This window comes from Verrucomicrobiia bacterium, from assembly GCA_035629335.1.
Lineage (GTDB): Bacteria > Patescibacteriota > Saccharimonadia > Saccharimonadales > Saccharimonadaceae > DASUUR01.
In genome coordinates this window covers 255256-271255 of sequence record DASPIB010000001.1, presented here as the reverse complement: position 1 = coordinate 271255, position 16000 = coordinate 255256, and the positions used below count along the sequence as shown (strand labels likewise).

General features: G+C 51.5%; 14 protein-coding genes. 5 read left to right on the top strand and 9 right to left on the bottom strand.

The annotated features are described in order from the left end of the window. Positions 1 to 56: 56 nt before the first annotated feature. The 4 genes from VD907_01495 to VD907_01480 form a co-directional block, all read right to left on the bottom strand. Entirely contained in the window at positions 57 to 2189 is a 2133-nt protein-coding gene (locus VD907_01495; GenBank protein HYG83531.1) for a UvrD-helicase domain-containing protein, read from the bottom strand. An 89-nt stretch (positions 2190 to 2278) separates the two neighbouring features. After that, positions 2279 to 3598, bottom strand: coding sequence for a hypothetical protein (locus VD907_01490; protein HYG83530.1), 1320 nt, complete (start codon positions 3596 to 3598; stop codon positions 2279 to 2281). Next, complete coding sequence (gene tpiA / locus VD907_01485) at positions 3595 to 4386, bottom strand: triose-phosphate isomerase (protein HYG83529.1); 792 nt, start codon at positions 4384 to 4386, stop codon at positions 3595 to 3597. Before tpiA ends, VD907_01490 begins: the two co-directional genes overlap by 4 nt. A 58-nt stretch (positions 4387 to 4444) precedes the next feature. Next, the gene (locus VD907_01480; protein ID HYG83528.1) at positions 4445 to 5665 is read right to left on the bottom strand and encodes a phosphoglycerate kinase; all 1221 of its coding nucleotides are present in this window, start codon (positions 5663 to 5665) and stop codon (positions 4445 to 4447) included. A gap of 439 nt (positions 5666 to 6104) precedes the next feature. Here VD907_01480 and VD907_01475 point away from each other — a divergent pair, with 439 nt between their 5' ends. Beyond that, positions 6105 to 6623 carry a hypothetical protein gene (locus VD907_01475; GenBank protein HYG83527.1) on the top strand — a complete coding sequence of 173 codons (519 nt, stop codon included), beginning with the start codon at positions 6105 to 6107 and terminating at the stop codon, positions 6621 to 6623. A 135-nt stretch (positions 6624 to 6758) separates the two neighbouring features. After that, positions 6759 to 7646, top strand: coding sequence for a hypothetical protein (locus tag VD907_01470; GenBank protein HYG83526.1), 888 nt, complete (start codon positions 6759 to 6761; stop codon positions 7644 to 7646). A gap of 53 nt (positions 7647 to 7699) precedes the next feature. Here the strand turns inward: VD907_01470 and pyk are convergent, their stop codons facing one another. Both pyk and eno read right to left on the bottom strand, forming a co-directional pair. Then, complete coding sequence (gene pyk / locus VD907_01465; protein ID HYG83525.1) at positions 7700 to 9118, bottom strand: pyruvate kinase; 1419 nt, start codon at positions 9116 to 9118, stop codon at positions 7700 to 7702. A 378-nt stretch (positions 9119 to 9496) separates the two neighbouring features. Then, positions 9497 to 10768: a phosphopyruvate hydratase gene (eno, locus tag VD907_01460; GenBank protein HYG83524.1), complete on the bottom strand. Its 1272-nt coding sequence runs from the start codon at positions 10766 to 10768 to the stop codon at positions 9497 to 9499. A gap of 114 nt (positions 10769 to 10882) precedes the next feature. On the opposite strand from eno, the gene VD907_01455 reads away from it, so the two are divergent. The 3 genes from VD907_01455 to VD907_01445 all read left to right on the top strand — a co-directional run bounded on the left by VD907_01455 (position 10883) and on the right by VD907_01445 (position 13135). Next, complete coding sequence (locus VD907_01455) at positions 10883 to 11095, top strand: hypothetical protein (GenBank protein ID HYG83523.1); 213 nt, start codon at positions 10883 to 10885, stop codon at positions 11093 to 11095. Between the two features lie 248 nt (positions 11096 to 11343). Beyond that, on the top strand, positions 11344 to 11988 hold the full coding sequence (locus tag VD907_01450; protein ID HYG83522.1) for a 2,3-bisphosphoglycerate-dependent phosphoglycerate mutase: 645 nt from the start codon (positions 11344 to 11346) through the stop codon (positions 11986 to 11988). Positions 11989 to 12799: 811 nt separating this feature from the next. Further along, positions 12800 to 13135, top strand: coding sequence for a hypothetical protein (locus VD907_01445; GenBank protein ID HYG83521.1), 336 nt, complete (start codon positions 12800 to 12802; stop codon positions 13133 to 13135). Between the two features lie 122 nt (positions 13136 to 13257). On the opposite strand, the gene VD907_01440 is transcribed toward VD907_01445, so the two are convergent. The 3 genes from VD907_01440 to VD907_01430 form a co-directional block, all read right to left on the bottom strand. Continuing rightward, positions 13258 to 13677, bottom strand: a complete 420-nt coding sequence (locus VD907_01440) for a hypothetical protein (protein HYG83520.1) — start codon at positions 13675 to 13677, stop codon at positions 13258 to 13260. Next, positions 13629 to 13982: a hypothetical protein gene (locus tag VD907_01435; GenBank protein ID HYG83519.1), complete on the bottom strand. Its 354-nt coding sequence runs from the start codon at positions 13980 to 13982 to the stop codon at positions 13629 to 13631. Before VD907_01435 ends, VD907_01440 begins: the two co-directional genes overlap by 49 nt. Positions 13983 to 14062: 80 nt before the next feature. Beyond that, positions 14063 to 15889 carry an ABC transporter ATP-binding protein gene (locus VD907_01430; protein HYG83518.1) on the bottom strand — a complete coding sequence of 609 codons (1827 nt, stop codon included), beginning with the start codon at positions 15887 to 15889 and terminating at the stop codon, positions 14063 to 14065. Positions 15890 to 16000: the final 111 nt, after the last annotated feature.

Genomic DNA, 16000 nt, shown 5'->3' with positions numbered 1-16000 from the left:
CCTGGATAAGGGGTACCACGGCACAACAGCCTGGTACCCCTTTCCCTATTTGTTTCTCACAAACGTCTTAGCGGCGCAAATGCCGCATTCAGCTTCTTTGTTCCCCGGCCTTCAAACATTATTTCGAGCGTTGTGCCATCAATCGATTTTATTTCCCCCACACCGAATACCGCGTGCTGAACTTTATCACCAATGGCAATATCTTCGTCGAATTCTTGAACAATTTCTGGTTCACCCCCAAAGCTAGCTCGGGCTGGTTCAAGTGGTGCTGCCGCTAAAGAAGCGGCATCAGAAACATCCGCCAAAAACCGCGAGGGCGGGTTATGCTGGCGATTGCCATACAAAAAGCGCGATGAGGCCGCCAACAGATGCAGCTCCTCGCGGGCGCGGGTCATACCCACATAGCACAGCCGACGCTCTTCCTCCATTTCAGTGGCATCATAGAGTGCTCGTGAATGCGGAAAAATACTTTCTTCCATGCCAATCATAAACACCACTGGGAACTCGAGCCCCTTTGCAGCGTGCAGCGTCATTAAAGTAATGGCGTCGCTTTTTTCGTCTACTGCATCGAGGTCAGAAATCAGGGCTACTTCTTCCAGGAAGCCAGCCAGGCCAAGATCGACGTACTGTCGCGCCACGCCAATTAGTTCTTCAATGTTTTCGATTCGATCTTCAGATTGCGGCGAGCCGTCGTTTATGTAGTTTATGTAGTCAAACCGCTTAAGGGTAAGTTCGATCAAATCCGGTAGCGGCACTTGGTCGAGTTGCTCGCGCAGCTTTTGCAAGCCTTCGCCAAGCTCAAGCAGCGCTGCCCGCGCTTTTGGAGTGACGACGGTGCACAAATTAGCAATACCAAGCGCGGTGATAATATCGGCCGATTGGCTTTGCTGCCAGGTTAAGAACTTCTCTACCGATGTCGGCCCAAGGCCACGCGTCGGCACGTTAACGATTCGTAAAAAGCTGGTGCGATCGGCAGGCTGGTATAACAGGCGTAAGTAGGCGATCACATCTTTTACTTCTTTGCGGTCATAAAATCGAACGCCACCCACAATTTTATACGGGATCCCGTAGCGAATGCAGGCTTCCTCCATTGCCCGGCTTTGGGCGTTGGTGCGATACAGCACGGCATAATCGCTGTAGCGCCTGGCCCGTAGCGACACCGCACTGGCAATCCGGTTCACTACAATTTCGCCTTCATGAGTTTCGCTGCCAGCATAGGCAATTTGCACTGGATAGCCATCGCCAACATCAGTCCAGAGCTTTTTATCTGAGCGCTGGGTATTCTTAGCAATTATTTTGTGGGCGGCATCAAGAATCTGCTTGGTAGAACGATAGTTTTGCTCGAGTTTGACGATCTTTGCCCCAGGGAAATCGCGCTCGAAGTTTAAAATGTTCGTAAAGTCGGCCCCGCGCCAACTATAAATTGACTGCCAGTCGTCCCCCACAACGCAGATGTTTTGCTGCTGATTCACCAAGGCTTTAATGAGCCGATACTGCACGGCGTTAGTATCTTGGTACTCATCAATCAATATGTGTTTGAAATTTGTTTGCCATTTTTGGCGAATTTCAGGAACTTCGCGAAACAAGCGCACCGTTTCAACCAGCAAATCATCAAAGTCCAGCGCCGCCGCCTCTTTGCGAAGCCGTTCGTAGCGCGGGAAAATATCAGCTACTACTTGCTGTAGCGGCAGTCGAGCCGTGCGTGAGAACTCTTCTGCCGTAACGCCATCGTTTTTTGCGCTACTTATCATGCCGCTAATTGAGCGCGGGGTGAATTGCTTCTCGCTAATGCTTAGCTGTTTCATAGCTTGCTTCACCACTGCCAAGCGGTCAGCTTCATCAAAGATCACAAAATTACGCGGCACCCCAATATGCTCGCCTTCACGGCGCAGTAACCGTACGCAAATCGAGTGGAAGGTGCCCATCCAGGGCATGAAGAACCGATCCTCGGCGTTTCGGCCGAGCAGCAAGGCTAAGCGCTCACGCATTTCTTTGGCGGCTTTATTAGTAAAGGTGACGGCCAGAATTGCTTCGGGCTGGACACCTTTTTCGGCGATTAAGTAGGCAATTCGATGGGTTAAAGTTTTGGTTTTGCCCGAACCTGCTCCGGCTAATATTAATAGTGGGCCAACGTCGTGCGCTGCCGCCTCGGCTTGGGCCGGGTTTAATCCGAGTAACAAATTATTCATTACCACTATAGTAGCAGAAGTTCGGTACGGCCGACTAGTTTATTCCCTGTTAAATGCCTTTAGGCATTTATGGAGAAAGCTTTTTGGAATTAATTGAAGCCACCATTCAAATAGTAAAGGCCAACGCCAATTGCAGCGCCCACAAGGAGCAGCAAAAAGATCATCGTAATCCAGAATAGCGCGCCCTTTTTCTTTTTGCCGGCGGGTAGCAGCGGGTGCTGGAACTGATCAACATCAAACATGGCATGCGGAGCCGCATTGTCGTCTGCTGGCTTTGTTTTGTACTGCTGCGGAATTGATAAAGTAGCTGCTGCCGATAGCGCTTGACGCACTGATGGAGAATCGTGCGGTTTAGCTGGTGTGAGTTGAGCGGGAGTATTCTCTGGTGGTAGCGCCGGTGGAGTATCGGGCCGTTCATTGCTGTGCGGATCGCCAGCTTCAATTGCCACCAAATCTTCGCGCAGTTCGGGCGGGAGGGCGTTAGCTGGCCGCTGTCGGTCGTCTTTTCGATTTAGCTCCGAAGTAGCCGGGATGTCGTTAACAGGTTTCTCGGTTGGTTTTTCAGTTGACGTACCGGGGGCAACAAACGCACCGAGCGGACGCTTTTCCACCTTGGCGTCACTGAGGAATGGCGATAGCACCGGGTCGGCTTCGGGAGCTTTAGCGGGGAGGGATTGGTTTGTTGATTCTTGCGGATTGTTATCGGGTTTTTTTCGACGATTTAAGAAATTGAGCGAATCACTCCATTTTGACTCAGGAGTTTCAACCAGTGCTGCTGGTGCGGCCGGCTGCACAGGCGTAACGGTTGGCTTTGGTGGTTGCACGGGTTTCACGACAGGGGTAATTTCGGGAGCCACCAGGCGAGCTGGCTGTTGCGCGACTGGTCGTGGACTAACTGTCTGCTGCGGTGCCGGGTTAGTTGTTTCCGAGCCGCTTTTGGCCATATCCGACGACGGATGCACGACATCCATAAATCTTCCCGCTCGGCGCACCGGCTGAACGGTTGAACGATCGGTCGGCGATACTTGAACCGGAGTACTTCTGCCGGTTATTTTAGGCGGCGTTGCTTCGGTAGTTGGAACTGGGGCAGCAGCGGGCGCTACCGTTGATGTTACTTCCTGAGCGGTAGGTAAAGTGGTGTCAGGCGGAGGGGTAAAAGAAGATGCCTGCGTCTCAGCTTGAGGCATTGGTTGCGGCTGGGGTGCGGTCGCAGAAGCAGGGGATGGCTCGGCTGGCGGTTGCTCTTTTACTGGCTCTGGAACCGGTTGATTTTGAGGGGGCTGAGTCGCGGCCGTGGTTGGAGCCGGTTCTTTAGGTTGCTTTGGCTCATTAGAATTAGAAGTATTCGTCTTGCCTAACAAAGACGATACTGCTCGATCCAGCTCATCAAAATCTATATCGTTGCTCATTGTTCCCCACCTATTTTTCTCATTTCAGCTGCTACCGTATGGCCCGCGGCGGCAATACTCGCAAAAACATCCGCTTGCAAGCTGGCGCCGCCCACTAGTAACCCGTTGATGCCCTTGGTCGCCAAATAATCGCTGGCGTTGTCTTTTGTGACACTACCACCATACAAAACCCGCACTTTTTTAGCAGCGTCATCACCAAATAACGCGGCAACGTTACGCCGGATGTGCTTAACGGCAACTGCCACGTCATCCGGTCGGGCATTTTTACCAGTGCCGATTGCCCACACTGGCTCATAAGCAATGACCACTTCGTCGAGTTCTTCCGAAGTAATATTAGCCAGGCCCCCAATAATTTGATCGTGCAGCACGTGGCTGGTTTCGTTATCTGCCCGTTCAGCGGCCGTTTCGCCCACACAAAGGATCGGCCGAATAGAATTTCTGAGCGCCGCTTGCACTTTTGCTCGGATGTCTTTGTCTGATTCGTTAAAAATATGTCGACGTTCCGAATGCCCAACAATCAGGTACTGCACCAGCCCGCGAAGCATGGCGGCCGAAATTTCACCGGTGTAAGCGCCTTCATCGCGCCAATAGGCGTTTTGGGCGCCAAGCTTAAACTGACGATGGTTCACCTGTAAGCTGAGCGATTGCAGTGTCATGATATTTGGACACAGCACTACCTCGACGTCACGGTGAGTGGGAATAGCCTGACTCAATTTATGCAAATAAACACTCGCTTGATGCGTGTTGAAATGCATTTTCCAATTACCGACAATGAGTGTTTTAGTCATTTATACTGAGTCTCGCAGATATCCGCTTATGTTTATCTAAGTGTACCAAAAACGCTAGCTAGGCGTCTAGTAGTGCTTCAATTCCAGGTAATTTTTGGCCAGCCAAAAGCTCAAGGCTGGCGCTACCGCCGGTAGAAACATGTGAAAAACTACCGCCTTTTTTGGCATCCCAATCGAGCACAAAATCGACCGTATCACCACCGCCAACCACGCTGGTAATGCCCTTGGCTTGGCTCATTTCAAGCGCGACCCGAGCCGAACCGTGAGCGAAAGCTGGTAGTTCAGCGTAGCCTAAGGTACCACTCCAAACGGCGGTTTTGGCAGTACGAATCGCTCGAGCTGCCCGCTCGATACTGGCAGTGCCGAGATCAAGAATTAGTTCGTCCTTGGCTACTGCATCAACTGCCACCACGGTACGCCTGGCGCTATTGGTAATGGCTGGCGCTACGGCGACATCGGTTGGTAAAATTAGCAGTTCGTCAACCTGGGCTTCACCAACTTTTTTAGCGGCCGCCTGGTAAATTTCGTCGAGGGTTTCGGTGAGATCATCTTCGGCCACGCTCTTACCAATTTCAAACCCACGGTAGGCTAAAAAGGTATTGGCCATGGCGCCGCCGATAACTATCCGGTCGGCAACCTCAATAAATCGCTTAATAACCGTGATTTTATCGCTCACTTTTGCACCGCCAAGCACGGCTGTTAATGGCTTTTTAGGGTGTTCCATGACTTCAGTAAGCGTCCGCGCCTCTTTTTCTAGCAGCACACCCGCAACGCTTGGTAGAAATTGCGTGATTGCCGCTGTGCTGGCATGCGCCCGGTGCACCACGCCAAAGCCATCCTGAATAAAATAGTCGGCACTGCTATCACGAGCCAACTGGCGGGCAAACTCGGTGTCGTTGGCTTCCTCGCCTGGGTAAAACCGCAAGTTCTCAAGCAGCAGTATTTCGCCATGGGCGGCATGAAGCGTGGCTTGATGGACTTTATCTCCGATAGCTTGATCAAGAAACGTCACTTCTTTTTTAAGCAGCGCCGCAAGATGTGTGGCTACCGGCTGTAAACTAAATTGTGCATTAAACTGCCCTTTCGGCCGGCCCAAATGGCTACAAATAATTATTGTGCAGTCATGTTCAAGCAAATATTGCAGCGTCGGCAAGCTTTGCACCAAGCGGTAGTCATCGGCAATACTGCCATCAGCTTCAAGCGGCACATTATAATCTGCCCTTAGCAGGACGGTTTTACCTTGCAGTGGTATATCTTTTAGGGTTTTTTTGTTGAACATAGGTCTACCTTTACTGCTAAAAGTTAACCATAAGCGACACAATATCTCAATACATTCCTTGGGAGCGGTATACTAAAGTTATGCATAAAACCAAACACCGGATAGTTGCTGCGCTTATTTTCTTTATTTTATGCACCGTATTTTCTGTTGTACTACTTGGCTACGGCTTTTACTGCGACGACTGGGGCGGTGGCTTACCATCTGACCCACCTATATGTCGCGTTCATAGTTTTTTACAAGCTGGAGAGCCGTTCACTTCCCTAATGCTTTGGGCGGTTAGTATTGGCTTACCCGCAATTATTAGCTACTGGTTTTACAAAAAATAGTACCCGCTATCCCTGACTGATCAATGCAGATAGTTGACATATGACTATAATGATTTATTATATTCTATGTGCTTGATCTGTTGTCAAAACCTTTGGTCAGGGAACGAGGAACGGTGATTGGAAGATTAGCTACCGGACACCATGTCATTGAAAAGGGTTCCCACATTCACCAGGGTACTGAGCGGTACTTACAAGTCGCCCTCAAGCATCTTGGAATGCCAGACAAAACCCCAGAAAGGTTTGTCAAGCAAACAATCGACTTTGGCGAAGTTATTGGTATGGCGACATGCGTGCCGGTTACTTCTTCGGACGTTGTTTTCTTCGCCCGGAGGCCGGGTAGGCAAGGGCTATCGAAGTTCAGCTTCGGGGCGACCTGCCGCAAGACCACCCTCCTAACGGTGGTAGTCAAGCGGGTATACGGAACAGATTATTACCGCTTGCTCACCGCCTACTTCGGCGAAGCAGCACCGGTAGAGCCGTTCAGCCCGATCGCACAAAAAAGCTCAGCGGCACGAGAAGAGTCGCTGGCATTTTGGAACACTCACGCACTCGTTCCAGAGCTACCCAGCCAGTACGGCGAGCCATTTGAACTCGACACCGTAACCAATCGAGTGCCAGAAGGCTGGCAGTAAGCAACCCAGGGCAGGTGAAGTTAACACTTTACCTGCCCACTTTAATACTCTCGCTTTTATGATATAATAACCTTTGCTGATAAAAGTAGTTTGTTGAGTCTGTACCTTACACGTATTCGTTAAGGAAGTGGTCCCATGCGTCGACGCACGCTGCTAGCAGCGGCTATCGGACTCATACTTACCGGCAATGCCCTGGCAACGCGCCTACCAACGACGCGGAACAGGTTTCTACTAGAGGCAAACGGCCCGTCCGATTTTCTAACGGTAGTTGCGGTCGGCATGAAAGCCGATGGCGACTTGAAGACGCAGCAAGTTCGGGCAAGCTTTCGGGCAATTGGCAATGTTGTCGTGGTCACCTATGATCCGGTGCATTTTGACCTCGCAGAAATTGTTGCCCAGCTTGCAGACTACCTCGATGGCATCAGCCTGAACGTCTGGAGCCGCAAGAAGTTGTTGGTTTTTGGCGCTTCAATTGGCGGTCAAGTAGGGCTCAAACTAATCGATGTAATCTCCGAGCACTGGCAGCAAGTGCCGGAACTGTCATTTATAGCGGTTGATGTGCCGGCCGATGCCAGCGACCTCGCCCTAGAAATGCCCGCGCGAGTTGCAGCCGTTGCGTTGTGGCCGGGCCACTTCGAGAATTTTGTGCAGCATCTTTTTACGCGCGACCCCGTCCCCGATTTCCCGCACGATGCAGATAGCAACGATACGGTACGCATGGCTAATAACGCCGCCAGTTACCGGTATCCTTTTTCCAGCGTTTGCGATCAGGTGCGGGCACTGGCCTTTCACCGGACGCCACCCGCGAAGAAATACGTTCAGGTAAACGCAGTGGTGCTCCGTTCAGCACAAGACACGGAGGTGCAGAACAGCGCTACCCAAAAAATGTTGGATGCTTTCGGTCTGAGCTCGGATCGCGCAATTACTGTTCCGGGTACGACCCACATTTCGTTTGCCGAGCACCCGGGTAGGTGGCGCACTGCTATTGATCATGCGCTGGACTTGCTTGGTCTAGCATCCTGAAAACGCCCCGCCTTGCAGTTTGCATGGCGGGGCGCCCTTCTTTTCTTGAGACTTTATTCAAGTACCCGAACGCGAATAGTGTCGGTACCACCAATCAGGCCAGGCTGGCGGCCGCTCACCAGCACAACGGTAACATTTGCCGTTTCACCGAAGTAATTTTTAGCTTTTAATTCTTTTGCCAGTTCGTAGCCTGCCCGTTCGCCATCTTCTCGAAGGAAGCTTTTATTGGCGTACATGAGTGCTAGCTGCTGGGCAACGCGCGGTTCGCTGGTAACGCTAATTATTGGTAGCGACGGCCGGTGAGCGGCGATGCTTTCGGCCGTAACGCCCGACTTGGTTTCGGCGACAATTGCCGTTGCGCCCACTTGGCTAGCCAGCGTGACCGCTGCTGAGCTAATCGCATCCTGCATGTCGGTTCGGTCTTCGCTGTAGTAAACGGGGCGCACGGGTGCGTGTTCTTGGGTGTGTAAAATCACCTTTTTCATGGCTGCTACCGTTTCAAGCGGGTAACGACCGTTGGCGGTTTCGTCGCTTAACATGACTGTATCGGCCCCTTGAATAACAGCGTTGGCAACGTCGCTGACTTCGGCTCGAGTTGGCTCGGGGTTATCGACCATGCTGGCCATCATTTGAGTCGCCACAATGCTTAATTTGCCGTATTTTTGACACAAACCTATGATTTGCCGCTGGACAATCGGCACTACTTCGGCGCCAGCTTCAACGGCTAAGTCACCTCGTGCCACCATCACGCCGTCGCTTGCTTTCACAATCGCTTCGAGTGTTTCTGGCTCGATGGCGGCTTTGGTTTCAACTTTAGCAATGACCTTGGCTTTTGAACCCTTTGATTCTAGGAGCTCACGGAGTCGTTCAATATCGGCCTCGGTTTGCACAAAGCTAAGGGCGACAAAATCTATATCTTGGTGAACACCGTATTCAATATCGGCTAGGTCTTTTTCGGTGAGAATATCGCCGCCAAAATCGGTATCGGGTAGGTTAATACCTTTGCGACTCATAAGGACACCGTCGTTTTCAACCCGCACCCGGATGGCCTGAGCGGATTGCTCCACGCCAACTACCGTCGTCCGAACTTTACCATCAAAAATATATAGCGGTTCGCCCGACTTTACTTTTTCAGCCAGGTTATATTGCACCGGAATGGTGTTGCCGCTATGGGTAGCACCGTAAGCCAAGGTTAGTTCGTCGCCCTGCTTAACATTCGTGACTTCTTTTAATTCACCGAGGCGAATTTTTGGCCCTTGTAGGTCTTGCAGAATGGCTACAGTTTTGCCAACCTTGTTGCTGGCTTCACGAATCCAGGGGATCTGTTGATCGCGCTCTTCGTGGCTACCGTGGCTAAAGTTAAGCCGAAAGCCATTTACCCCACCAATAATAAGCTTCTCAATTGTTTCTCTGTTACTCGTGACTGGCCCGAGAGTTGCCAGGATCTTTGTTCTTTTGAATAGTACGCTCATGATTGTATAAGTATACATCGCTGAGGTGGTAAGAGAAAGCATAATTTTTAAAATATATGATATAATATAGATCGAAGTATACGCACACCAGTGAGGAGCATGTAATGCCCCGACGCGTTCGGTTAAGCCAGGTTCGCGGAAGCGATGGCTGCGGTACCCCCAGTTGCATCAATGGGCGCATCCAGTGTAAGCATAATGCCTCTGGTTCGTGCAACAAGCGCGCGGACGGGAAGCCCTGCCCTGGCGGCCAGCCATGCCCGACCTGCGAACACAACGCTAAAGTTAGCGGTGACAAGAAGTCTTCTAGCTGATTCTTTAGTCTAGCCGTAACACTTCCTTGGGCGGATCAAAGCCGCTCCGCCCAAGGAAGGCAGTTCCCTATTTGAATGGATTATAGAGCTCAAGCTCCGGCGATAGTTCGCCAATCCGAAGCAGTTCGTTATACTTCGCCACCCGATCGGTTCGTGAAAGCGAACCGGTTTTAATTTGGCCAGTACCTAGCCCCACGGCGAGGTACGCGATAGTTACATCCTCGGTTTCGCCTGAACGGTGCGACATGACGGTGTTCCAGCCGGCTTTTTGGGCCATTTGTACCGCTTGGATGGTTTCGGTTAAAGTACCAATTTGGTTGGGCTTAATCAGAATGGCGTTAGCTGCTTTGTCGGTAATCGCTCGCTCAAGCAGCTTGGTATTTGTCACCAATAAATCATCGCCAACCAACTGTGTTTCTGCCCCCATTTCGGCTGTTAATGCTGCCCAGTTCTGCCAATCGTCTTCGGCAAGGCCATCTTCAATCGAAACAATCGGAAACTCTTTCGCCATTTGCTTGTACCAATTAATCAGCTCGGCGGCACTTACTTTTTTGCCTTCAGTAGCCAGGTTGTAACTGCCGTTTTCATATAGCTCACTCGAGGCTACATCAAGCGCGAGCACAATATCGTCGCCCAGCTTGTAGCCGGCTTTTTCAATGGCTTGGCTAATGAGCTCCAGTGGTTCGCGGTTGCCATTTTTAACACTCGGCGCGTAACCACCTTCATCGCCCACGGTCGTGCCGTAGCCGGCCGCTTTAAGCACTTTCGCAAGAGCATGAAATACTTCAGTGCCCATACGCAGTGCATCGGCGAATGTGACAGCGCTTTTAGGAATAATCATATATTCTTGCACATCACTCGACCCCGCGGCGTGCTTGCCACCATTCATGATATTCATCATTGGCATCGGCAAGCATTGGGTATGTGTGCCGGTTATTTGGGCAATATAGGCATGTAGCGGCAGATTTTTTGCCTGAGCAGCAGCTTTTGCCGTTGCCAAACTCACCGCCAGTAGGGCGTTTGCCCCCAGGCGAGCTTTGTTTTCGGTACCATCAAGCTCAAGGAGCCGTTGGTCAATAGCCATTTGGTCATCTGCGGCCACACCTCGTAGCGCATCTGCAATTTCTGTCTGTATATTTTGGACGGCCTTTGTGACGCCTTTACCACCATAAGCGGCATCGCCATCGCGTAGCTCAAGGGCTTCACCGGCACCGGTGCTGGCGCCAGAAGGTACCGCCGCTCGGCCCATGACGCCATTTGCTAAGATTACATCGGCCTCAACGGTCGGATTACCCCGAGAATCTAAGATCTGTCGGGCGCGAATTGTCTGAATATCCATGCTTTTAGCTCCTTTACTCTTCTACTATGGCACAGAAAATGATACGGGTAAATTCTTGAAGCGCGACCGTTAGGGTGATACTATGGCAGTGTTTGGCCCTACAGAGGAGGACGGATGGATCAGGAAGTCCAGCCTGACAATTATGTGATCGAGCCTGGCGGCCCTAAGGCGGTGTACGTTGATGGCGCACACCGCCCCGATCTCACTTGCGTCGACGGTAGCGGGCAGCCTATCGATGGCATAGTGCGAATCAAGAGTCGAGGACAGTTGTTCCCGCGTAACGCCAGGCTGACCTTGCTGCCGCCGGCAGATACAGAGAAGGAGTAAGCCTTGACTCAGGACGGCCCGCCGCCCAGCGACCGGGAGGACGCCGAGCCACCGAACAGTGCGCCTACCGTCAAACGCCGCCCTGGGCCGATCATCGACCCCGAGGCTAAGCCGCTAGGCGAAGATCCTTGGCCCCTTGCGCCGGGGACTTCCATGCACGGCTAGCACCTCCGGCACCCCAGCCTTCTTCAAGGTTTGGGGTGCCTTTACAATTTGCGACCTGGCTCACTTTCAGCCATAATAGGGCCATGAAGAAGAAAACTGGCATGCTTGTTATCAGCCGTCACGCTGAATCTGAATGGAACTTATTAGGTAAATGGACCGGTCTTACCGATGTCGATCTGAGCGAAAAAGGACACGAACAAGCCCGTTTATTAGGCAAAGCCTTGCAGGGTATTACTTTTGACGTGGCTTACCATTCCGAACAGCGGCGCACCCACCAAACGCTCGCGGGCATTCTTGAAGCCCACGGCCAAACCGATCTTGAACGGCGCCAACACGGCGCAATTAACGAGCGCGATTACGGCCATCTTACCGGCAAAAATAAATGGGAAGTCCAAAAAGAAATTGGCGAAGAGGCTTTTAAGGGCATTCGGCGGGGCTGGGATTACCCGGTGCCAGGCGGTGAAACCCTCAAAGACGTCCATGGCCGGGTGGTGCCATTTTTTGACGCTGAAATCATGCCTCAGCTCAAGGCTGGGAAAAATATTCTGCTGGTGGCCCACGGCAATTCAATCCGCGCGCTTATAAAACACCTCGACGACATTGAAGAAGCAGCTATTGCCGATGTTGAAATGCCGCTTGGTCATATTTTGCTGTATCACATTACCTCTGAGGGAAAAGTAGACAAAAAAGAATCGATTAGCCTTGAGATAGATCCTTCAAACGCTTAGTTCAGACAATGTTAAACCGGCTTTAGTTAGTATAGCGTCATTCATTTGACAAACTATGACTTAGATATAATTGTTGTTGACTTTACTTTCATTAAGTGCTATAAATAATAGCGTCAGAATCCACCGATGAAAAGGATATGAGAACATGCCTGAATGGGGATGGGCGGTAGTGCTTCTGTTCGTAGCGGCCATCACGTTTGTGATCGGCCGCCGTCTCATCAAGGGAGGGCGGCCGAAGGCTGTCAAGCCCAAGCGTTCCGTGAGGCCGACGCGCTCTTCCCGACACCCCGACGCATGGCGTTCAGGGCGCGGCGGCGAGCGATCCACGAGGCGCCGACCGCATGATGGCGATGGCCACGGAGCAGCGTCCGAGGTGCATGCCCCTGGTGACTGGCCGTACGATGACGACTACTTCCCCGGAACGCGCGGTGACAGCAGCCGTGACTTCGGTCCGCCGCCCTTCATGCGTGAAGACCGACCCGAGAGGATTCCTCACACGTACCCTGACGTCCACCACGGTGATCGTGAGCGGTCGTACGAAGCGCCCAGCACCTACTACGAACCGCGGGTGAACGAGCCGACGCAGGGCTCAACTGGTCACCATGGTGGCTGGAACCCCGGCGACAGTGGCAGTTCTGGTTCCGGCAACACGTCGAGCCCGCCCACCAGTGGCTCGGACCCGACGTCGAGCTGATCGCGCGTGGGGCTGTAGCAGGCGAATCTGTCTGCTACAGCCCCATTTTTAATAAGTTTTTAATATTTACCAATATCGGATATAATTGCTAGGCGCCGCCCAAGCGGAAGGAAGGCTATGGCCACTGAAGAACCACCTGGCTACGTTGAGGCCGTACGGAACTTCCCGGCCTCAATCATCGGGCAACTGTTTCTTGCAGCCTGTAAGGAAGCGTTCCCTCGTTGGCCAGGCTTGCATCTGGCCGTGCGTGCCGGTAATAGGGAAAAGGTAGAGCGATTGTTGCGCAGCGAGCCAGGTGAAGCAGCCCAAAACTTGCTTCATCTGTGGCGCGAGGCCTACCCAAATCGCTACGACTTCATTCCCGAACCGCAGAAACATCCGGAGAGGAAACAACCATCTGTTTCGGTGGTCGTTTCACCGCTCCCTACGTCCCCTGAACCCCAGTTGGCGTGACAGCATCTTGTGTGGCGAGCATACACTTGCCACACAAGATGCTTTAATTTTTTTAGTTTATTCATTTTGCATTAAAAGAGGTCATACCCGGCAGTCCCGGACATGACCTCGTTTGAGCTTCCTTAGGCAAATGTAATGCCAGTTCGCCAAAGCTTGCCCGCTTGACGGTTATTCACAATCGCCACCCGCAAATCTGTAAGGCTTTGGAATGGATGTGGCCAAAGATCCTCCGGATTCACCCCATCCCAGCGCTCAATCTGCTCTACCTCTGAAAGACTAAGCCCTTCAGGGGCGCTCACGATCAGCAGCATCACCCCGGAATTGCACTGCACGAATGCTCGGAAGCCACCAATCTCGCCGAGATACTCTGGGAATGGAATCCGCAACTGCAGCAATCTCTTCAGAGAAAGATGCAGGTCAAGCGGCACCACCTTCCGCAGCTCGTTCTCGGATCGAAAAACAATCTCCACCTTCTCAAAGCGCTTCATGATCGTCACGCCCTCGGCTCGATGGTAATGATGTTCTCGTGGTCGGTCGCCCACTTGCGGCAGCTGGCCATAATTTCTTCTACATCAAGGGAAAGCGCTCTTTCATCTTGGGTGATACTCACGACAATCCGTCGGTTAGGCTTTTCCCCAGTGATGTCGTAATTAAATACGAGATATGCAAGCTCATCCTCACAATATGTGGCGAATTCCTTTAGGCCAGGCTTGGGCTTCGTGGTGTCGTGCTGCGTTATCGCCTCACCAAACGCCAAACGAATCTCTGGCGGCTCAAGCCCGTACAACGCGTTAAAGCCTTCGTCATCAGCTCGAGCCGACACGTGAAGAAGGGTCGTTGCAGTCATCGCAAGAGAATTCCTTCCAAGCGAATCAAAAACTAACCTGGAACAGGCTTAACTCACACTATACCGATTACCGCAAAAACTTACAACTTCTTGCTTGTCTGATCTTCCTCAAGCTGCGATTGGAACATAGTGTAGTACTCACCTTTTTGGCGCGCCAGCTGAGCGTGCGTCCCGTTTTCTACAATCCGGCCGTGTTTCATTACAATGATCAGGTCGGCCTTTTTAACCGTGCTCAAGCGGTGACTAATGGTAATAACGGTTTTTTTATTGTCTTTTGCGAAAAGGCGAGCAAAAATGCGGGCTTCGGCCAACGCATCAATCGCACTGGTTGGCTCATCCAAAATAACAATTGGCGCATTCCGGTAAAAACTCCTGGCCAGGGCAATTCGCTGCCACTGCCCGCCGGAAAACTCGGTGCCCTTATTGCCATCGGCGTCTTCCATCCAGGGGCTCGGCAAGGTTTTTAGCCCTTGGGGTAATTCGGTGGTAAACTCTGCCGCTTCAGCTTTTTCTAGCGCCCGGCTCAGCTTGGCTTCTTCGAGCGGCTGGCTGACATCACCAAAATAAACATTGTTTTGGATATCGGCAAAAGAATATTTTTGGTACTCTTGCCGTAAAACAGACAGTTGCTTGTGCCACGAAGCAGTCGATACTTGGGTCAAAGGTCGATCATCAATAAGCACCTGCCCTTTAATGGGTTCGTACAGCCCGGTTAGTAGCTTAATGAGAGTTGATTTGCCAGCACCATTTTCGCCGACAATCGCCACATGCTGGCCTTTTTTAATAGTAAAACTAATATCTTGCAGCACAGGCTGCTGCAGTTGTGGGTAATGGAACGACACCTTAGAAAAAGTGATACTTTCAGGCGCCGTGCGTAACTTGAAGCCATCTTTTTTAGCGGTGGGCAGATCCATAAATTTTTGGTAATCAAAAAGGTTTGCCAAGTCTTCATCGAAGGTGCTGATTTGCGACACAAAGGCATTCGCGCCACCAATCGCCCGTGAAATAAGCTGTTGCACGTAAATAAACTGCCCAATTGGCTGAGCCCGGGCAATAATTTGACCGGCGATCCAGAGCAGGGCGCCGAGTTCAGTCGCGGCTTCTAACACGTCGGCCAGTAAACGCTTGCCAATAAACTGGCGTTCATACTGCAGGCGCTCTTTTTCGTCTTTATCGCGTAAACCTGCCCGTAACTGCAGTAGGTGGCGCACCAGCCCGTTAAGCCGTAACTCGGCAATACTACCAGGCTGCAGCAAGTTCCATTCTATATAGGCTTTCGAGCGGCGGACATCGACATTTTTATTCCAGTGCGTCACCTGTGCCCGCGATAATTTAAATTGAATGTAGACGCCGGGAATTACAGCGATGAGAGCAAAAAGTGCGAGCAGCGGTAGGAACAAACTGAGCGCTACCAGTGAAAAAATAAGCGTGACTAACTGCACCAAAATACTCGATAAGCGGTCGAAAATGTAAGCAAAAAATTGGCTGAACTTCTGCGCGCGATCATAAAGATCGGCGGTATCTTTATCGTCGTACTGCCAAAAGTCAAGCGACAAAAAATGCTCGTACATCATATCGCTCACCCGGGCTTCAATCTTGTAGCGCATTACCGCTTGCACATACTGATTAATACTTTGCCAGGCCGTCATAAATAAGCCCAACGCCGCCGTGATGATAATAAAAACAATCGCCTGCTCGCCAGCGGCTTCGTTCCCGGCAAAAGCTTCGGCTAGTTTAGTGGTGGTCGCCGCCGCAAAAAACGTCACTGCAATTGGCAGCGCCGCTTCTATGGCAATTCCTACTAGCTTAAAGCTCACCGCCAGCGGTGCTGTGCGAGCACTTAGCCTGGCCACACCCCATAACGCCCGGATGTATTCTTTAGTCGATAACTTCTTGTCTTTGGCCATTTACCCTGTCTCTCTAAGATTTACGTTCCTTATTTTGTCATATCGGTTCGTTTTTCGCTATCACCAGCCTATGACTCAACAGGTCAATTGCATTATAAACATATTTATGTT